22 protein-coding genes and 1 pseudogene are annotated in these 18,590 nt (G+C 63.1%); 10 read left to right on the top strand and 13 right to left on the bottom strand.

Annotation, left to right across the window (positions count from 1 at the left end):
* Window positions 1-61 precede the first annotated feature (61 nt).
* The 10 genes and pseudogenes from coaA to hisB all read right to left on the bottom strand — a co-directional run bounded on the left by coaA (window position 62) and on the right by hisB (window position 5,848).
* A complete protein-coding gene (gene coaA / locus NR193_RS20285) occupies window positions 62-1,021 on the bottom strand; it encodes a type I pantothenate kinase (protein WP_256752546.1) in 960 nt (319 codons plus the stop codon).
* 24 nt (window positions 1,022-1,045) lie between these two features.
* Complete coding sequence (locus tag NR193_RS20280) at window positions 1,046-1,369, bottom strand: phosphoribosyl-ATP diphosphatase (RefSeq protein ID WP_256752545.1); 324 nt, start codon at window positions 1,367-1,369, stop codon at window positions 1,046-1,048.
* A 71-nt stretch (window positions 1,370-1,440) separates the two neighbouring features.
* Window positions 1,441-2,235 (bottom strand): imidazole glycerol phosphate synthase subunit HisF, encoded by a 795-nt coding sequence (hisF, locus tag NR193_RS20275; RefSeq protein ID WP_256752544.1) that lies wholly within the window; start codon window positions 2,233-2,235, stop codon window positions 1,441-1,443.
* The gene (locus tag NR193_RS20270; RefSeq protein WP_256752543.1) at window positions 2,232-3,068 is read right to left on the bottom strand and encodes an arginase family protein; all 837 of its coding nucleotides are present in this window, start codon (window positions 3,066-3,068) and stop codon (window positions 2,232-2,234) included. The genes hisF and NR193_RS20270 overlap by 4 nt, the downstream gene beginning before the upstream one ends.
* On the bottom strand, window positions 3,065-3,814 hold the full coding sequence (gene hisA / locus NR193_RS20265; RefSeq protein WP_256752542.1) for a 1-(5-phosphoribosyl)-5-[(5-phosphoribosylamino)methylideneamino]imidazole-4-carboxamide isomerase: 750 nt from the start codon (window positions 3,812-3,814) through the stop codon (window positions 3,065-3,067). Before hisA ends, NR193_RS20270 begins: the two co-directional genes overlap by 4 nt.
* Before the next feature lie 4 nt (window positions 3,815-3,818).
* On the bottom strand, window positions 3,819-3,980 hold the full coding sequence (locus NR193_RS33480) for a DUF1330 domain-containing protein (RefSeq protein ID WP_306280312.1): 162 nt from the start codon (window positions 3,978-3,980) through the stop codon (window positions 3,819-3,821).
* Window positions 3,973-4,083 (bottom strand): annotated as a pseudogene (locus NR193_RS33475) (DUF1330 domain-containing protein); the annotation flags it as partial. The pseudogene NR193_RS33475 and the gene NR193_RS33480, both read right to left, overlap by 8 nt.
* A 32-nt stretch (window positions 4,084-4,115) precedes the next feature.
* Window positions 4,116-4,766 (bottom strand): imidazole glycerol phosphate synthase subunit HisH, encoded by a 651-nt coding sequence (gene hisH, locus NR193_RS20255; RefSeq protein WP_256752541.1) that lies wholly within the window; start codon window positions 4,764-4,766, stop codon window positions 4,116-4,118.
* A 1-nt stretch (window position 4,767) separates the two neighbouring features.
* On the bottom strand, window positions 4,768-5,244 hold the full coding sequence (locus tag NR193_RS20250) for a DUF2628 domain-containing protein (protein WP_256752540.1): 477 nt from the start codon (window positions 5,242-5,244) through the stop codon (window positions 4,768-4,770).
* Window positions 5,245-5,248: 4 nt separating this feature from the next.
* Window positions 5,249-5,848: an imidazoleglycerol-phosphate dehydratase HisB gene (hisB, locus tag NR193_RS20245; RefSeq protein WP_091584171.1), complete on the bottom strand. Its 600-nt coding sequence runs from the start codon at window positions 5,846-5,848 to the stop codon at window positions 5,249-5,251.
* A 241-nt stretch (window positions 5,849-6,089) separates the two neighbouring features.
* Here hisB and hslV point away from each other — a divergent pair, with 241 nt between their 5' ends.
* The 5 genes from hslV (at window position 6,090) to NR193_RS20220 (ending at window position 10,276) form a co-directional block, all read left to right on the top strand.
* Window positions 6,090-6,641: an ATP-dependent protease subunit HslV gene (hslV, locus tag NR193_RS20240; protein ID WP_256752539.1), complete on the top strand. Its 552-nt coding sequence runs from the start codon at window positions 6,090-6,092 to the stop codon at window positions 6,639-6,641.
* 53 nt (window positions 6,642-6,694) lie between these two features.
* Window positions 6,695-7,219 carry a GNAT family N-acetyltransferase gene (locus NR193_RS20235; RefSeq protein ID WP_256752538.1) on the top strand — a complete coding sequence of 175 codons (525 nt, stop codon included), beginning with the start codon at window positions 6,695-6,697 and terminating at the stop codon, window positions 7,217-7,219.
* Between the two features lie 63 nt (window positions 7,220-7,282).
* Complete coding sequence (locus NR193_RS20230; RefSeq protein WP_375162721.1) at window positions 7,283-7,828, top strand: DUF2585 domain-containing protein; 546 nt, start codon at window positions 7,283-7,285, stop codon at window positions 7,826-7,828.
* 4 nt (window positions 7,829-7,832) lie between these two features.
* Entirely contained in the window at window positions 7,833-9,143 is a 1,311-nt protein-coding gene (gene hslU, locus NR193_RS20225; protein WP_091584160.1) for an ATP-dependent protease ATPase subunit HslU, read from the top strand.
* A gap of 173 nt (window positions 9,144-9,316) precedes the next feature.
* Entirely contained in the window at window positions 9,317-10,276 is a 960-nt protein-coding gene (locus NR193_RS20220) for a DUF1402 family protein (protein ID WP_256752536.1), read from the top strand.
* Between the two features lie 15 nt (window positions 10,277-10,291).
* Here the strand turns inward: NR193_RS20220 and NR193_RS20215 are convergent, their stop codons facing one another.
* The 3 genes from NR193_RS20215 to NR193_RS20205 are packed head-to-tail and all read right to left on the bottom strand — an operon-like array spanning window position 10,292 to window position 12,965.
* The gene (locus tag NR193_RS20215; RefSeq protein WP_375162719.1) at window positions 10,292-11,530 is read right to left on the bottom strand and encodes an NAD(P)/FAD-dependent oxidoreductase; all 1,239 of its coding nucleotides are present in this window, start codon (window positions 11,528-11,530) and stop codon (window positions 10,292-10,294) included.
* On the bottom strand, window positions 11,527-11,841 hold the full coding sequence (locus NR193_RS20210) for a MocE family 2Fe-2S type ferredoxin (RefSeq protein ID WP_256752534.1): 315 nt from the start codon (window positions 11,839-11,841) through the stop codon (window positions 11,527-11,529). The genes NR193_RS20215 and NR193_RS20210 overlap by 4 nt, the downstream gene beginning before the upstream one ends.
* A 32-nt stretch (window positions 11,842-11,873) precedes the next feature.
* A complete protein-coding gene (locus tag NR193_RS20205; RefSeq protein ID WP_256752533.1) occupies window positions 11,874-12,965 on the bottom strand; it encodes a fatty acid desaturase family protein in 1,092 nt (363 codons plus the stop codon).
* A gap of 166 nt (window positions 12,966-13,131) precedes the next feature.
* Between NR193_RS20205 and NR193_RS20200 the strand changes: the two genes are divergently transcribed.
* The 5 genes from NR193_RS20200 (at window position 13,132) to iolG (ending at window position 18,555) form a co-directional block, all read left to right on the top strand.
* The gene (locus tag NR193_RS20200) at window positions 13,132-14,163 is read left to right on the top strand and encodes a LacI family DNA-binding transcriptional regulator (RefSeq protein WP_256752532.1); all 1,032 of its coding nucleotides are present in this window, start codon (window positions 13,132-13,134) and stop codon (window positions 14,161-14,163) included.
* Between the two features lie 377 nt (window positions 14,164-14,540).
* On the top strand, window positions 14,541-15,482 hold the full coding sequence (locus NR193_RS20195; protein WP_256752531.1) for a sugar ABC transporter substrate-binding protein: 942 nt from the start codon (window positions 14,541-14,543) through the stop codon (window positions 15,480-15,482).
* A gap of 111 nt (window positions 15,483-15,593) precedes the next feature.
* A complete protein-coding gene (locus tag NR193_RS20190) occupies window positions 15,594-16,670 on the top strand; it encodes an ABC transporter permease (RefSeq protein WP_256752530.1) in 1,077 nt (358 codons plus the stop codon).
* Window positions 16,671-16,672: 2 nt separating this feature from the next.
* Window positions 16,673-17,440, top strand: a complete 768-nt coding sequence (locus tag NR193_RS20185; protein WP_256752529.1) for an ATP-binding cassette domain-containing protein — start codon at window positions 16,673-16,675, stop codon at window positions 17,438-17,440.
* Window positions 17,441-17,553: 113 nt separating this feature from the next.
* The gene (gene iolG / locus NR193_RS20180) at window positions 17,554-18,555 is read left to right on the top strand and encodes an inositol 2-dehydrogenase (RefSeq protein WP_256752528.1); all 1,002 of its coding nucleotides are present in this window, start codon (window positions 17,554-17,556) and stop codon (window positions 18,553-18,555) included.
* The last annotated feature ends 35 nt before the right edge of the window (window positions 18,556-18,590 follow it).

The following is an 18,590-nucleotide window of genomic DNA, read 5'->3' as shown; positions in this document are numbered from 1 at the left end:
CACTGGGTTTCCAGCAGCCAGCCGTTGAGGGCGTTCCAACCTGATGGCTGAACGCCGGCCGCTATAGCTTGCGTAGCGCCACTTCCTCGACCAGATGGTCGGCGCCCTTGCGCAGGATGAGGTCGGCGCGGGCCCGCGTCGGCAGGATGTTCTCGCGCAAGTTCTTCAGATTGATGTTGGTCCACAGGCCTTCGGCGATGGCCCGGGCCGAATCCTCCGAGAGCTGCGAATAGCGGTGGAAGAAAGAGTCCGGATTGCGGAAGGCGGTCTCGCGCAGCCGCATGAAGCGCGAGATGTACCACTGGTGGATCAGCTTCTCGTCGGCATCGATGTAGATGGCAAAGTCGAAAAAGTCGGACAGGAAGGGCACGATCTTGCCGTCCTGCGGCAGCTTGCCCGGCTGCAGGACATTGATGCCTTCGAAAATCAGGATGTCGGGCCGGTCGATGGTGACGAACTCGCCGGGAATGACGTCATAGGTGAGATGCGAATAGACCGGCGCGCGGACATTGGGCAGCGCCGACTTGATGCCGGAGAGGAAACGCAGCAGCGCCCCGACATCGTAGCTATCGGGAAAGCCCTTGCGTTCCATCAGGTTTTCGCGGCGCAGGACCTCGTTGGGCAGCAGAAAGCCATCGGTGGTGATGAGATCGACCTTGGGGCTCGAGGGCCAGCGCGCCAACAGCTCCTTCAGCACGCGCGCCGTGGTCGATTTGCCGACCGCGACGGAACCGGCAATGCCGATGATGAACGGCGTCTTGACGATGTCCTGCGCATTGAAGAAGGCTTGGCGTTGCCTGAACAGCAGCTGGCTCGCTTCGACATGCGCCGACAAAAGCCGCGACAGCGACAGGTAGATGCGCTTGACCTCTTCGAGGTCGATTGGGTCGTTGAGCGAACGCAGACGGCGGAATTCATCGGCGCTCAGCGTCAGCGGCGTGTCGGCGCGGAATTGCGACCATTGCTCGGCGGTGAAAAAACGGAAGGGTGAATATTTCTCGGTTGGCGCGAGCTGATCCATCGAGATACCTGCCCTCCCTCGCGGTCAGCCCTTGGGCCGTGATGCCTTCTCGGCGATGCCCGAACGCGCGGTGCGGCTTTCGAGCTCCTTGAGCACGTCGCTCAGCGGAACCTCCGAGAGGCCGAGAACGACGAGCCAATGATATATAAGATCGGCGCTTTCCGAAACGAGGGCCTGTCTGTCGCCCTTGACGGCGGCAATCACCGTCTCGACCGCCTCTTCGCCGAGCTTCTGCGCCGCCTTGTCGATGCCGCGCGCGAACAGTTTCGCCGTCCACGAGTCCGGGTCACCGGAATGGGCGCGTTCCCCGACGATTTTTTCCAGATCGGACAATGAAAACTCGGTCATTGGCGTCATCTATCTGCTTGTTTAAGCATGATCTTTTCCGAAAATCGGTTCCCATTTTCCGGGATCATGCTTTACGGCCGATTGCCGGGGGAGTCCAGCCGCATCGGCAGCCCTGCGGCGGCCATATGGGCCTTGGCCTGCGCTATGGTGTAGGTGCCGAAATGGAAGATGGAAGCCGCCAGGACTGCGCCGGCATGACCGTCGCGAATGCCTTCGACCAGGTGATCGAGCGTGCCGACGCCGCCCGAAGCGATGACCGGCGCGCGCACCGCATCCGCGACCGCACGGGTGAGCGCGATGTCATAGCCGGCCTTGGTGCCGTCACGATCCATCGACGTCAACAGGATCTCGCCGGCGCCGCGATCGACCATAAGCTGAGCGAATTCAACCGCATCGATGCCGGTCTTCTCACGACCGCCATGGGTGAAGATCTCCCAACGGTCGGCCTCGCCGGCGCCTGACACTTTCTTGGCGTCGATGGCGACGACGATGCACTGATTGCCGAACTTGTCGGCCGCCTCGGCGACGAAATCCGGGTTTTTAACCGCCGCAGTATTGATCGACACCTTGTCGGCCCCGGCCAGCAGCAGCTTCCTGATATCGGCGACCTGGCGCACGCCGCCGCCGACGGTCAGCGGCATGAAGCATTGTTCGGCGGTGCGGGCGACGACGTCGAAGATGGTCTCGCGATTGTCGGATGACGCGGTGATGTCGAGAAAGCAGAGTTCGTCGGCACCGGCCGCGTCATAGGCCTTGGCCGCCTCGACCGGATCGCCGGCGTCGATGAGATCGACGAAGTTGACGCCCTTTACGACACGGCCGTTCTTGACGTCGAGACAGGGGATGACACGGGCTTTCAGCATCACCTTGCCTCTATCGTGGCGATGAGATCGTTGAGCAACTGACCGACCCGCGGCGGAACATCCGCTTGCGCGTCGAAGGCCGGATCGTAGGCTGATATGGTGATGCCGACGACCGGCACCGCAAGCGCCATGGCACAAGCCGCGTCGCGCAACTGTTCGGGGCTGGGCCCGCCTGGACCGACATAGCGGTTGGCCTGCAGTTCCTCCGGGTCGTGCACGTCAAGGTCGAGATGCATGTGCACGCGTTTGGCGCCGGCGGCTTTCAGCTTTTCGGTTGCCTGGGCCACTCCTGGACATTCCGTCCGAATGACCGGCAATGTCTGGAGAAGCTGCTTTTCCGCCGGATCGAGGTCGCGGGCGTTGACGAGCACGCAGCGTGCCGGGTCGATCGGCTTGAAGCCGGGAATGGCGGCTGCCATCGGCCGCCAGCACAGGCCAAGTACCGTCGCCAGCGCCATGCCGTCGAGGAAGCCGTATATGGATGTCTCGGGTGTGTTGAGGTCGCCATGCTGGTCGGCCCAGATGATCGCATCGGCGCCCTCGCCGGCGACCGCACCGGCACTGGTCAGGCAATTTCCGGCAAGAATGATGGGAAATCGGCCGGTGTCACGGGCAAGGCGAACCTTGGTCGCAACGGCGTTGCAGACGGCGAAGCCGGTGACGATCTCGCGCTCCTGGTCGTCGCCGACTTTGCCGATGTCCTCGACCGCGACGTCGTGACCGGCCATGGTCAGGGCGTCGACGAGACCGCCCGATATCAGCGCGTCCGGACCTTGGCCCATGCCGCCATGATAGTGACCGCTGTCATAGGATGCCAGGATGATGGAGAGCTTCACGGCCGCGTCTCCATCGCCGGCCTGCCCTGCAGGATTGCCAGCGCCTCGGCCGGATCGATGCGGCCGTCATAGAGCGCACGTCCCGAGATCGCGCCTTCGAGCTTTTTTGCGTCGGGCATGGTCATGCGCACGATGTCTGCGATCGAGGCAAGGCCGCCGGAGGCGATAACGGGGATCGACACGGCATCGGCGAGGTCGATCGTGGCGTCCCAGTTGATGCCGGTCAGCACGCCGTCGCGGTCGATGTCGGTGTAGATGATGGCGGCGACGCCGGCGCCCTCGAATTTCTTCGCCAGTTCGATGACGCCGAGGCTGGACGCCTCGGCCCAGCCCTCGACAGCGACCTTGCCACCCTTGGCGTCGATACCGACGGCCACCTTCCCCGGAAAAGCCTTGCAGGCCTGTTTGACCAGGTCGGGATCGCGCACCGCCACCGTGCCGAGGATGACGCGGGCGAGCCCGCGATCGAGCCAGTCCTCGATCTGCTCCAGCGTGCGGATGCCGCCGCCGAGCTGCACCGGGTTCTTCGTTGCCTTGAGGATGGCGCCGACCGCCGCGCTGTTGACGCTCTGGCCCTGGAACGCGCCGTTGAGGTCGACGACGTGCAGCCATTCGAAGCCCTGTTTTTCGAAGGCCAGCGCCTGGGCCGCCGGATCGTCATTGTAGATCGTCGCGGTCGCCATGTCGCCGTGCTTCAGGCGCACGCATTGGCCGTCCTTGAGATCGATGGCGGGGAAAAGGATCATCCGTTCAGGCGCCTTCAACGATGACGAAATGGCCAGTCGATGCGGCAAGCCGGAACTTCGAGGCCTGCTGATATTCCGGCGAATGATAGCATTCGACCCGCCTTGTCGTAGGAGTCGAACTCAACCAGCACGTGGCGGTTTCCGGTCGGTCCTTCCGGATTCTCATAGCGACCGGCCCGCACCGGGAATTTCGCGCCGTACTTCGCGAAGGCAACGGCATTTGCCTCGATGTACTGCTTGTACACCTCCGGATCGCGGACATCGATCATCGCCATCCAGTAGCCCTTCTTGCTCATATTCTTCAGGGCCTCCAGCGCAGGAAATTGGTGATCAGCGCCAGGCCCAGCGCCTGGCTTTTTTCCGGATGGAACTGCGTGCCGACCAGATTGTCGCGGGCGACGGCGGCCGTCACCGGTCCGCCATAGTCGGCAACCGCCAGGACCTCCTCGGGTTTGCGCGCATCGAGATGATAGGAATGGACGAAATAGGCGTGCAATCCGCTGGTCCCGGTGGGAATGCCGGAAAACAGCGGATGCTGGCGCTTGAGCTCGATCGTGTTCCAGCCGATCTGCGGGATCTTCAGGGACGGATCGGCCGGCGTGATCTCCTTGACGTCGCCGGCGATCCAGCCAAAACCGTTGGTAACCGTCTTTTCCAGGCCCCGTTCGGACATCAGCTGCATGCCGACGCAGATGCCGAGAAAGGGCCGGCCCTTGCCGATAGCGACTTCCTCGACCGCTTCCCACATGCCGGCGACGGCACGCAGTCCGGCGGCGCAGTCGGCATAGGCGCCGACGCCGGGCAACACGATGCGGTCGGCGGTGCGCACCCGTTCGGCATCGGCGGTCAGATCGATGTCGGCGGCAATGCCGGCTTCACGAGCGGCGCGCTCGAAAGCCTTGGTGGCCGAGCGCAGATTGCCCGAACCATAGTCGATGATCGCAACCCGCATGTCAGCTTCGTCCCGGAATGTGGGTCAGCCCCAGGGCCATTCCCGGCTGCGCCGGGCGCGCGCGGGCGGCGTCCGGGACCATGCGCGGCGGCGGCGCAACCTCACCGGCAAGCGCATCGGCTTCCAGCGCATAGCGAATATCGGCATCATTGAGCCAACCGGCCTCGACCACGCCCCATTCGTGCCAGCCGCGGCGGCGAAGCGCCGCGATGCGCAGCCCCTGTCCTTCCAGCCCGACATACAGCGAAACCAGCAGGGACAGCAGTGAACCGGCCAGCCCAAGACCGAGCTTTTCGCCCAGCATCGAAAGCAGGCCCATGACGACGAAGGCGAGCGCTGCTTCGACCCACAGCCGTTGCCAGGCAAGCCATAGTGGCGGCACCAGGAAACCGAGCCAGGTGAAGCCATCGCGGACAAAGGCCGTTGCGTCGACCTTTTCACTGCGGCCGGGCGGTTCCATGACGACATAGGTGGCCATGACGCTATCCCTTCAACGATCCCTTGGTGGAGGGAACCGCGTCCGGCTGGCGCGGGTCGCGTTCCAGAGCGGCGCGCAGCGCGCGCGCCACCGCCTTGAAGCAGGTCTCGGCGATATGATGATTGTTGGCGCCATAGTGATTGGTGACATGCAGCGTGATGCCGGCATTCTGTGCCAGCGCCTGGAAGAATTCACGCACCAGCTCGGTGTCGAAGGTGCCGATCTTCGGCGACGAGAACGACACGTTCCAGACCAGGAACGGGCGGCCGGACACGTCGATCGCGGCGCGCGTCAGGGTCTCGTCCATGGCAAGGTCGATCGAGGCGTAGCGCATGATGCCGCGCCGCTCGCCGAGCGCCTTGGCCAGCGCCTGGCCGAGCGCGATGCCGGTATCCTCGACCGTGTGGTGGTCGTCGATATGCAGGTCGCCCTTGGCTCTGACCGTCATGTCGATCAGCGAATGGCGCGAGAGCTGGTCCAGCATATGGTCGAAGAAGCCGACGCCCGTGGCGATGTCCGACTTGCCCGAACCGTCGACATGGACCGACACGGAGATGTCGGTTTCCTTGGTCTTGCGGCTTGCTTCGGCGGAACGGGGCGCCATCACTCTATCCTTGTCCCAGAGGTTCACATCGTGACCGCTTCACGGGCTCCAAGCGCTCGCAGGCTTGAAAACGAGAGCCTTCTATCAGCATGATCCGGCGATTGCCAGTTGCCATGCGGAAAGGTATCGGCCTTGCCGGAGAGGCGATTTGCAATCGTTTGCCCCATGCATACATATGGCCGATCAATGTTACTCGTACCGCGCCAATCGCCTTTTGGGATCGCGCGAATCGGAGCCAGGAATGTCGAATGAACTGACCATGCACGCCACGACCATCGTGACGGTGCGCAAGGGCAACAAGGTGGTGATCGCCGGCGACGGCCAGGTCAGCCTTGGCCAGACCATCATGAAAGGCAATGCACGCAAGGTGCGCCGCATCGGCAAGGGCGGCAATGTGATTGCCGGTTTCGCCGGCGCCACCGCCGACGCCTTCACGCTTCTGGAACGGCTCGAAGCCAAGCTCGAACAATTTCCCGACCAGTTGACGCGCGCCTGCGTCGAGCTCGCCAAGGACTGGCGCACCGACCGCTATCTGCGCCGGCTGGAAGCGATGATGCTGGTTGCCGACAAGTCGATCTCGCTGGCGCTGACCGGCACCGGTGATGTGCTCGAACCCGAATATGGCGTCATGGCCATTGGTTCGGGCGGCAATTACGCGCTGGCCGCAGCACGCGCGCTGATGGACACCGACAAGGACGCCGAGGAGATCGCCCGCAAGGCGATGCAGATCGCATCCGACATCTGCGTCTACACCAACAACAATTTCGTCGTCGAAACGCTCGATGCCGGCTAACCCGGCCGCCAGCCATGGTCCCGAAAAGTGGAAACCGGTTTTCGGAAAAGATCATGGTTGAACAAGAAGATAGGTACGATTTTCGGCCGGTGACCGAGAAAGACCTGCCGATGATCGCAGGCTGGCTCGCCGAGCCGCATGTCGCGAAATGGTGGAACGATCCCGAGACGGAAATCGCCGAGATTCGCGAACATATCGACTCGATTTCCGTCGAGCCGCTGATCGTGGAGCTCGACGGCAAGCCGATCGCCTACCTGCAGAGCTACGATCCGCATCTGGAAGACGAACACCCCTATGCCGACCAACCGTTCGGCACGCTCGGCATCGACCTGTCGATCGGCCGGCCGGAGCTGGTCGGCATCGGCCATGGTTCGGCAATCGTGCGCCAGTTCGTCGAACACCTGTTCGAGGAAGGCGTTCCGCGCGTCATCATCGACCCCGATCCCACCAACGGTCGAGCCATCCGCGCTTATGAAAAGGCTGGGTTCCAGGCCATTGATCGGCGGCAATCAGTCTATGGTGACGTCGTGCTGATGGCGATCGACGCCGAAGCGAGCGACGCGGAAGAGGGGCAATAGAGCATGAACGCATCCGTATCCGGCGAGGACAAAGACCTCTCGGCCTACGAGAACAGCTGGCGAATGGGACTTCTGATCGTGCTCGGCCTGGTCATTGTCCAGGCCGTCACGCTCTACCTGATGGGCCACCCACCGATCTGCACCTGCGGCTACGTCAAGCTGTGGCACGGCGTGGTGAACAGTTCCGAGAACTCCCAGCACATTTCGGACTGGTACACGTTCTCGCACATCATCCACGGCTTCCTGTTCTACGCGCTGGCGAGATATCTGTTCCCGCGGTCGCCGATCGGGCTGAGGCTGGCATTTGCCGTCCTCGTCGAGGGTGGCTGGGAGCTGCTCGAAAACAGCCCGTTCATCATCGAACGCTACCGCGCCGGCACCATCTCGCTCGATTATTACGGCGACAGCATCATCAATTCGGTGTCGGACACACTGGCCATGGTGCTGGGATTTGTGATGGCGCGAAGGCTACCTATATGGGTGATCGTCAGCCTCGCCATCCTCTTCGAACTCGGAACCGGCTATCTCATCCGGGACAATCTGACACTCAACGTGATCATGCTGCTGCATCCGTTCGAGGCCATCAAGCAGTGGCAAAGTGGAATTTAGTGATATGAGCACATTCTCTCCCCGTGAAATCGTTTCGGAACTCGACCGCTTCATCATCGGCCAGAAGGACGCCAAGCGCGCCGTGGCCATCGCCTTGCGCAACCGCTGGCGCCGCCAGCAGCTGGAAGGCCAGATGCGCGAAGAGGTGATGCCGAAGAACATCCTGATGATCGGGCCGACCGGCGTCGGCAAGACCGAGATTTCGCGCCGCCTGGCGCGTCTCGCCGGTGCGCCGTTCGTCAAGGTGGAGGCGACCAAGTTCACCGAAGTCGGCTATGTTGGCCGTGACGTCGAGCAGATCATCCGCGACCTGGTCGAGATCGCCATCGGGCTGGTGCGCGAGAAGATGCGCGAGGACGTCAAGGCACGGGCCCACATCAACGCCGAGGAACGCGTGCTGGAAGCGCTCGTCGGCAAGACGGCGAGCCCCGCCACCCGCGACAGCTTCCGCAAGAAGCTGCGCGACGGCGAGCTCGACGACAAGGAAATCGAGATCGAGGTTGCCGACACCGGCAATGGCGGCATGCCCGGCTTCGAGATCCCCGGCATGCCGGGCGCCAACATCGGCGTGCTGAACATCAACGACATGCTGTCGAAGGCGATGGGCGGCAAGAAGACCAAGACGCGCAAGACGACGGTCAAGGAGTCCTACGGGCTGCTGGTCGGCGACGAGTCCGACAAGCTGCTCGACCAGGACGAAGTGGTGCGACTGGCGCTCGACGCCACCGAGAATGACGGCATCGTCTTCCTCGACGAGATCGACAAGATCGCGGCCAGATCAGACATTTCGGGCGGCCCGTCACGCGAAGGCGTGCAGCGCGACCTGCTGCCGCTGGTCGAAGGCACCACGGTGGCAACCAAGTATGGACCGGTGAAGACCGACCATATCCTGTTCATCGCCTCCGGCGCATTCCATGTCTCGAAGCCGTCCGACCTGTTGCCGGAGTTGCAAGGCCGCTTGCCGATCCGCGTCGAGCTGCGCGCGCTGGAGAAGGACGATTTCGTCCGCATCCTGACCGAGACCGAGGCGAGCCTGATCAAGCAGTATATCGCGCTGATGAAGACCGAGGGTGTCGAGCTGTCCTTCACCGACGACGCCATCGATTCACTGGCCGGCATCGCCGTCGACCTCAATGCCAGCGTCGAGAACATCGGCGCAAGGCGACTGCAGACGGTGATGGAGCGGGTGCTGGATGAAATCTCCTACGACGCGCCGGATCGCAACGGCACCGCGGTGACAATCGACGCCGCCTATGTGGAAAAGCATGTCGGCGACCTCTCGCGAAACACAGATTTGTCGCGATTTATCCTTTAAAGAACGGCGCCGGGCTGTACCGGCGCCGGTTCAGGCAACGCGTTCCGGCAGCTCAATCATGTGTGGCCAGATGGTACCATCCGGCCACCTTTCGTCTTGCCGGGTGAAGGGACGCTCTCGACTCGACCAAGAGCTTTACCTAGTTTGCGCGGCAATTCTCTAGGCGGCGGCGCATGAAAAAACTGATCCTGGTCATTCTCGGCTTGACGCTGGCGGCGACGCTGTTCGCCGCCGACGCAGCAACATTGGTGCCGGCGGGAAACCGCAATGCCGAGCAGCCTGACATTCCCGGCGCTTCGAGCCGGCGCACGCAGGCGACCAACACCACCTTCCAGGCGAAGTACCGCAAGGTCTACGCCCTGCTGCAGAACGACGCAGACCTGCGCGGCAAGATCAAGAAGGCCGCCGCCGCCTACGGCATCGATCCCCTGCACATCGTCGGCGCCATTGTCGGTGAGCACACCTACAATGTCGACGCCTATGACCGGCTGCAGACCTACTACGTCAAGGCGATCTCCTATCTGTCGAGCAAGCTGTCCTTCGCCTATGACGGCGAGGACATCACCGATTTCGTGCAGCGGCCGGAATTCAAGAAATGCGCCGGGATGTCCGACAGCTACGATCTGTGGGAATGCCGCGAGCAGGTGTGGAACCATTCGTTCCGCGGCAAGAGCGTTGGCGGGGAGAGCTTTCCCGACGATCGTTTCGGCGCCACCTTCTTCCAGCCCTATTATGCCGGCCAGACCTTCGGCCTCGGCCAGCTCAACCCGCTGACCGCCCTGCAAATGAGCGATCTCGTGCACAAGGTTTCAGGCCTGCCCAAACTCGACGTCGCCGACCCCAATTCCGTCTACAAGACCATCATGGATCCCGACCTGACGCTGCCTTACGTCGCCGCGACGATCAGGAAATCGATCGACGCCTACAAGAGCATCGCCGGCTTCGACATTTCGGCCAATCCGGGGCTGACCGCCACGCTCTACAATGTCGGCAATCCGGAGCAGCGCGCTTATGCCCTGAAAGCGGAGAACGACAAGCGCCGCGCCGCCGGCGAGCCTCAAAAGCTGCCGGAAGAGAACTATTATGGCTGGCTGGTCAACGACAAGCTGCCGGAGCTGAGGGCGCTGTTCTAGGGCTCCCGTATGAGCTCACGCCGCCAGCAATGACTTCAGCTTGATGGCCTGCGAACCGAGCGCTTCCGGCGCCGGCTTCGCCCGCTTGGCGATCAGCATCTCGGCCAGCCTGATGTCGCGGGCGACCGCGTTGCCGGGGCCGATGCCGCTGGCCGCCACCAGCCTGCCGTCCTCGGCGAGGTGGAAGAGGATGAAGGCGCCGTCGCCGATATCGCGGCGCACGATGCTGCGCCCTTCGTCGGAAAGTCCTGATATCTGCAGGCTCAGGCCATACTGATCCGACCAGAACCACGGCACCGCCGCATGCGCCTCGCCGGCGCCCAGCATGTTTCTGGCCGCCAGCGCGCCCTGCTCCTGGGCGTTGCGCCAGGCTTCCAGCCGCACCCGGCGGCCGCCATAGACGGCGAGCGGGAACGAGCAGCAATCGCCGGCGGCAAAGATATCGGGATCGCTGCTGCGCAGCTCGGCATCGACAGCGATGCCATTGTCGATCGCCAGGCCGGCTTCGGCCGCAAGCCCGGTCGCCGGCACGGCGCCGATGCCGATGATGGCGAGATCGGCGACGATTTCTCGTCCACCGGCAAGCGTCACGCGCACCTCGTTGCCGTCGTCGGAGATGGAAGCAATGCCGTCGCCGCACAGGATATCGACGCCCTCGGCGACATGCGCATCATGGATGATCTCGGCGATCTCGGACGGCACGCCGCGCATCAGGATGCGCGGCTGCGCCTCGATGACCGTCACCGCCGCGCCGAGCTTGCGGGCAGCGGCGGCGAGCTCAAGGCCGATGAAGCCGCCGCCGACGATGGCGACACGCCTGCCAGCGCGCAGATAGGCGCGAATGGCCAGTGCATCGGCAAAAGTGCGAAGATAGACGCAGCGGCGACCTAGTCCCGGCATCGGCAGTTTGCGCGGCGTCGAGCCGGTGGCCAGCAAGAGTTTGTCGTAAGGCAGAACCGAGCCGTCCGACAGGCACACATCATGCGCCTCGCGATCGATCGCCACGGCCTGGACGGAATGGATATGCCGGATCGATTTCTCGGCCAGCACCTCGTCGCTGGCGATCGCCCTGATTTCTGGCGCATCGCTGACCATCGCGTCCTTGGACAGCGGCGGGCGCTCGTAGGGCAGATGCGGTTCATCACCGACCAACGTCACCGGTCCGGCATAGCCGAGATCGCGCAGCGTGAGCGCAGCCCGCCCACCGCATTCGCCGGCCCCGACAATCACCATCCCGCGCGCCATCGCCATCATCCGATCCGAACCAGGACTTTGCCAGCGCCGACCCTGACCGGATAGGTCCTGAGGTTGACGCAGACCGGCGCGCCGCGGGCGTCACCCGTCTTGTAGTTGAAGCGGCCATTGTGCTTGGGGCATTCGATGATGTCGTCCATCACCAGCCCGTCGGCGAGATGCACCTTCTCATGCGTGCAAAGGCCGTCGGTGGCAAAGTATTCGTCGTCGGGGCTGCGATAGATGGCGAAGGTGCGGCCGCCATGATCGAAGCGCCTCACGTCCTCTTCGTCGATATCGCCGGCGGCACAGGCCTCGACCCAGTCGCTCATTCAGTCCTCTCCTGGAAAATCGGATAGCCAGATCATTCCGCCGCGGCGGCGACGGCATCGTCGTGGAATTCCTCGCGGTATGGCCTCGCGGTCGGCGGCAATTCGCGCTTGAGGAAATAGTCCTCGTTGCGCAGCTGGCGCAGGAAGGCAGGAATCATCTCGCGGTAACCGGCCAGGATCGACGGGGTCGGCGCCGGCAGGTCGTGCTTGATCAGCTCATGCAGCTTCGGCAGCGCATGATAGGGCACCATCGGAAACATGTGATGCTCGATATGGTAGTTCATGTTCCAGTAGATGAAACGGCTGATCGGGTTCATGTAGACGGTGCGGCTGTTGAGCCGATGGTCGGTGACGTTGTCGGCCAGCCCGCCATGCTGCAGCAAACCGACCATGACGTGATGCCAGGCGCCATAGAGACGGGGCAGTCCGACCAGCATCAGCGGCAGGAACGAACCTGAATACAGCGCCAGCGCGATCGTCGCGGCATAGATCGCCGTCCATATGCGGGCAATGCGGATCGCCTCTGGCTGCTCCTGCTCGGGAATGAAGGTTTTTTCCGCCGCACTGATGTTGCCGGCGACATTGCGCAGCATGTCGCTCATCGCATGCCAGGCGTCGAGCACGCCGACGAAGCCGAGGGCGGCGCGAACCAGGTCCGGCGGCCGCATGACGGAGATTTCCGGGTCACGGCCGACGATGATGGTGTCGGTGTGATGGCGCGTGTGGCTCCAGCGCCAGGTCACCGGATTGCGCATGATCATGAAGCAGGCGACCTGGTAGACCGCATCATTCATCCACTGCGTCCGGAACGCCGTGCCGTGGCCGCATTCGTGCCAGCGTGAATCGGTGGAAGAGCCATAGAGGACGCCGTAGACGAAGAAGAATGGCACGCACCACCAGGTGCCCCAGAACCAGGCGCCGCCGGCGCCACTGACGACCAGCGCGGCGAGCCAGATCAGCGTATCGCGTATCGCCGGCCCGTCGGAGCGCTGCATCAGCTCCTTCATCTGCTTGCGCGGAATCTCGGTGTGATACCATTCGGCCGCCGACAGGCCTGTCTCGACGGCGAGCTGGGCGTCGCGGCCGATCAGGCTGTAGTCACGCCGGGACGGCGTTGTGGACATGGTTGCCTCCCAGGGCAAAGGCACCCGCCAAGACGAATGCCTTACCTCCATTAGCTTCAGGCGTAAAAATAGCGCCGACGCATGATAGACTCAACATCACAAAGATAGTTTCTATCATTTCCTATCAGAATGATGTAGGAAGGCCGAACAATTCCGCGAGGCAAGCATGGCGAAACGGCCGACCATCACCGATCTGGCGCGCATCTCCGGAGTCAGCGTCGCCACGGTGGACCGCGTGCTCAACAGCCGCTTGCCGGTGCGCGAGGAAACGGCGCGTCGCGTCTACGAGGCGGCGACCGAGATCGGCTACCACGCCGCGGGTCTGATCAAGCAGCGCATGCGCCATGAGTTGCCCGAGTATCAGCTCGGCTTCCTGCTGCTCAGGGGCAATTATGTCTTCTACAGCGAGTTTGCACGCGAGCTTGAACTCGCCGTGTCGCGATCGCCGCGCTTTCGTGGCGTCGCAGCAATAGACTTTGCGGACTCGCTGGCGCCCGACGAAATCGTCGAGCGCGCGCGCAAGCTGGCGGCCAAATGCAGGGCCGTAGCCCTGGTCGGACCGGACCACCCCACCTTGACGGTCGCGGTCGAGGAGATGAAGGCGAAAGGACTGCCGGTGTTTTCCCTGCTGTCCGACTTTGCCGCCGGTATTCGCGAGGGCTATGTCGGCCTCGACAACCGCAAGGTCGGCCGCACCGCGGCGTGGATGATCTCGAAGGCCGCCAGGCGGCCGGGCAAAGTCGCCCTGTTCGTCGGCAGCCACCGCTTCCACGGCCACGAACTGCGCGAGATCGGCTTTCGTTCCTTCTTTCGCGAGCAGGCACCGGAATTCACCTTGCTTGAAACGCTGGTCAACCTGGAAGCCAACCAGATCACGCATGACACCATCATCGAGCTTCTGGGCCGCCACCCCGACCTCGCCGGGCTCTATGTCGCCGGCGGCGGCATGGAGGGCGCGGTCGCGGCGCTCCGGCAGGCAAGGCCGGCCGAGATGCCCGCGGTCATCTGCAACGAGATCACAGCGGTATCGCGTTCCGCCCTGGCCGATAACATCCTGACCATGGTGATCTCCACGCCACTTGCGGCGCTTTGCCGTGAACTGGTCGACCTCATGGCACATGCCATCGAGACGGGCGCCGCGAACGCGCCGGGCCAGACCTTCCTGCCGTTCGACATCTACCTGCCAGAGAATATCTAGGGGTCGCGATCCTCGAGATTGGCTGAAACGCCTGCCGCCTCGTCATTTCAAACGGAGCAGCAGCGAAGCGACGTCGCGAGAACGTCCGCCGATCGTCGGCGTCCAGCTTGGCGGCAGGCGCCCGTCATCCGAAAATCGCGCATCCGGTTTTGGAATCGCCCTTGACGCCTTGGCGCAAAATGGAATAAATATTTCACCAGCTGTATATTTTGGTTCTTTCGTTCCGGTAGCATCTGTTTCAGACAGAGGGTTTGACGTTCCAGCAAACTGGACGGCGTCACCCGGGACGGAAATGGCAATCGGGAGAGATTCCCCGGAAGATCGGGGATTCCGGATAGATCGGTGCAACCGGACACCAAGAGTGGAGGAGAGATACAATGAAGAAACTGCTTTTGGGCGTCGCTTTCGCGGCGCTGATGAGTTCATCCGCCATGGCCGCCAAGATCGGCGTATCGATGGCCAAGTTCGACGACAACTTCCTGACCGTGCTGCGCAATGGAATGATCGCGCAGGCCAAGGGCATGAGCGGCGTCGAGCTGCAGGTCGAGGACGCGCAGAACGACGTTGCCAAGCAGCTTGACCAGATCAAGAACTTCGCCGCTTCGGGCGTCGACGCGATTATCGTCAACCCGGTCGACACCTCGGCCACGCAGGCAATGTCCGATGCCGCGGCCGCTGCCAAGATTCCGCTGGTCTATGTCAATCGCGAGCCGGTCAACGTCAACACGCTGCCGGACAACCAGGCATTCGTTGCCTCGAACGAGGCCGATTCCGGCACGCTCGAGACCAAGGAAGTCTGCCGCCTGTTCAAGGAAGCCGGCAAGAAGGAAGCCAACGTCTATGTGATCATGGGCGAGCTGTCGAACCAGGCCGCGGTGCAGCGCACCAAGGACATCGAGGAAGTGATCGCCACGCCGGATTGCAGCTTCATCAAGATCATCGACAAGCAGACATCGAACTGGAACCGCGACGAAGCCCAGAACCTGATGACCAACTGGCTGTCGACCGGCAAGCCGTTCGATGGCGTGATCGCCAACAATGACGAAAGCGCCATCGGCGCCATCCAGGCGATGAAGGCCGCCAACGTCGACATGAAGTCAGTCGTCGTCGGCGGTGTCGATGCCACCCAGGACGCGCTTGCCGCCATGCAGGCCGGCGACCTCGACGCAACCGTGTTCCAGGACGCGGCCGGCCAGGGCGCGGGTGCTCTCGATGCAGCGCTCAAGCTGGCCAAGGGCGAGAAGGTCGAACACAAGGTCTACGTCCCCTTCCAGCTGGTGACCCCTGCCAACATCGACAAGTTCCTGAAGAAGAACTGAGCAGCGGGCATACGGAGCGGCGCTCTCACGCAACAGACAGCGCCGCTCTTCTTTCCCTCGACGCCAGCAAGGCAAACGAGGGGCGACCAGGGCTGACGGAGGATAGAAGATTTGGCACAGACATCTCACGGCGTCGGAGGTCTCAGCTATGATGCGAAGAAGCGCGCATGGCCGGCCGAATTCAACGTTTTCCTGGCGCTTGTCATCCTCGTCGTCGTCTTCGAACTGATCGGCCGGATCTTTCTCGGCGACAGCTTCCTGTTCAACACCCGCAGCGACGTCTCGGGGATCTTCAACGAAGCGCGCCTGCAGATCATCATCCTACAAGTGTCGATCGTCGGCATCATCGCCATCGGCGTGACGCAAGTGATCATTTGCGGCGGCATCGACCTGTCCTCGGGCTCCATCGTCGGCGCGACCGCGATGATCGCCATGAGTTTCGCCCAGGTGGCGACGGTGAACGGCAACCCCAACCCCAAGGCGATGTTCCTGGCGCAAGGCTGGACCGACCTGCCGGTCATCGTGCCGGTGCTGGTGGCGATCGGTTGCGGGCTGCTCGCCGGCCTGGTCAACGGCTCGTTGATCGCCTACACGCGCATCCCGCCATTCATCGCCACGCTCGGCATGATGGTCACCGCGCGCGGCATCGCCAAATGGTGGTCCAAGGGGCAGCCGATCTCATTTCCCACCGACAGTTTCGCCGCGATCGGCAAGGGCCTGATGCCCGTCATCATCTTCCTGTCGCTGGCCGTGCTGTTCCAGCTGATTATGAGCTACACCAGGTATGGCAAGCACTGCTATGCGATCGGCTCCAACGAGGACGCCGCGCGCATGTCCGGCATCAAGATCGCCAACCACAAGATCCTCGTCTACGTCATCGCCGGCGTGCTTGCCGCGCTCGCCGCCGTGGTGCTGAGCTCCAAGAACCTGACCGCCCAGTCCGGCATGGGCGTGATGTACGAACTCGACGCCATCGCCATGGCGGTCATAGGCGGCGTTTCGCTGTCGGGCGGCCGCGGCTCGATTGTCGGTACGGTGATCGGCTCGCTGATCTTCGGCGTCATCATCTCCGGCTTCACCTTCCTGCGTCTCGACGCCTACTACCAGGAGATGGTCAAGGGCGTGATCATCGTCGGTGCGGTCGTACTCGACCAGTGGCGTCAACGCCTGCGGGCTATGAGGGCTTGACCATGTCAGACATCGTCCTGAAGACCGAAAACCTGACCAAGCGCTATGGCGGCGTGCACGCGCTGGAAGGCGCGAACTTCGAGCTGCGCAAGGGCGAGCATGTCGCCATCATGGGCGACAATGGCGCCGGCAAATCGACCTTCGTGCGCCAGATCACCGCTGTCGAGCAGCGCACCAGCGGCCAGATCTGGTTCGACGGCAAGGAAGTGAATTTTACCGGCCCGATCGAGGCGCGCACGGCGGGCATCGAGACCGTGTTCCAGAACCTGGCGCTGGCCGACGATCTCGACGTGCCGTCGAACCTGTTCCTCGGCCGGGAAAAGGTCCTGTTCAATCTCGGGCCGTTCTCGATCCTCGACCGCAAGTATATGCGCAAGGCGACCGAGGCGGCGCTGATCCGCACGGCGGTGAAGATCCCCAATCTGTCCAACACCATCCGCCACATGTCGGGCGGCCAGCGCCAGTGCGTGGCGATCGCCAGGACCGCGACCTTCGCCTCCAAGCTGATCATCATGGACGAGCCGACGGCGGCACTCGGCGTGCAGGAAACGGCGCAGGTCGAGAACATCATCCGCACACTGAAGGACAATGGCGAGCCGCTGATCCTGATCAGCCACAACATGCGCCAGGTGTTCGACCTTTGCGACCGCATCGTCGTCTTCCGGCGCGGCCGCATCGTCGCCAATCTGCGCAAGCAGGACACCGACGGGCAAGACATCGTCTCCTACATCACCGGCGCCAAGACCGGAGAGGCGGAACTCGCGGCCTAGGCCGGGCGTGGAGGCGGTGGTCGTCGCCTCCCTGTCGATGTCGTCTTGACCGGAAAATCACCCGCGCCCATGACCGGCGCCGACAGTTTCGAACCATCCTCAAAGGACATTCCATGACTCTCCGCTTCGCCCTCCTCGGTGCCGGCCGCATCGGCAAGGTCCACGCCCGCGCCGTCGGCTCCAACCCGCAGGCCAAACTGGTTGCCGTCGCCGATGCGTTCGAGAAGGCGGCAAAGGAACTGGCTTCTGCCTACGGCGCCGAAGTGCGGACGATCGACGCCATCGAAAAATCCGGGGACATCGACGCCGTCGTCATCTGCACGCCGACCGACACCCATGCCGATTTGATCGAGCGTTTCGCCAAGGCCGGCAAGGCGATCTTCTGCGAGAAGCCGATCGACCTCAACGTCAAGCGCGTCGAGAAGTGCCTGGCCGTGGTCGAGAAGACCAAGGCAACGCTGATGGTCGGCTTCAACCGCCGCTTCGATCCACACTTCGCCGCCGTGCGCAAGGCGATCGACGACGGCGCCATCGGCACCGTCGAGATGGTCACCATCACCTCGCGCGATCCGGGCGCGCCGCCGATCGACTACATCAAGCGCTCGGGCGGCATCTTCCGCGACATGACCATCCATGATTTCGACATGGCGCGCTTCCTGCTCGGCGAGGAACCGGTGGCGGTCAGCGCGCATGCCTCGGTGCTGGTCGACAAGAAGATTGGGGCGGCCGGCGACTTCGACAGCGTCAGCGTCATCCTAGAAACCGCTTCCGGCAAGCAGGCCGTCATCTCCAACTCGCGCCGCGCCACCTATGGCTACGACCAGCGCATCGAGGTGCATGGTTCGAAGGGGATGGTCGCGGCCGAGAACCAGCGGCCGGTGTCGATCGAGCTGGCCAACGAGAAGGGCTACACGCGCCCGCCGCTGCACGACTTCTTCATGACCCGCTATCTCGACGCCTATGCCAATGAGATCGCCGCCTTCATCACCGCGGCGACCTCGGGCAAGAAGGCGGAGCCAAGCGGCGCCGACGGGCTCGTGGCGCTGAAACTGGCTGACGCGGCGTTGAGATCAGCCACATCGGGCAAGACCGTCCGCCTCGACACGGCAAAGTAAGAACCGGTATCTGGACCCAAGACACAGGAGCAGAG

Origin of the sequence: Mesorhizobium sp. Mes31 (assembly GCF_024519675.1) — a bacterium.
Lineage (GTDB): Bacteria > Pseudomonadota > Alphaproteobacteria > Rhizobiales > Rhizobiaceae > Mesorhizobium.
Note: the sequence above shows the minus strand (reverse complement) of the source record. Positions and strands in the feature narration are given on the sequence as shown.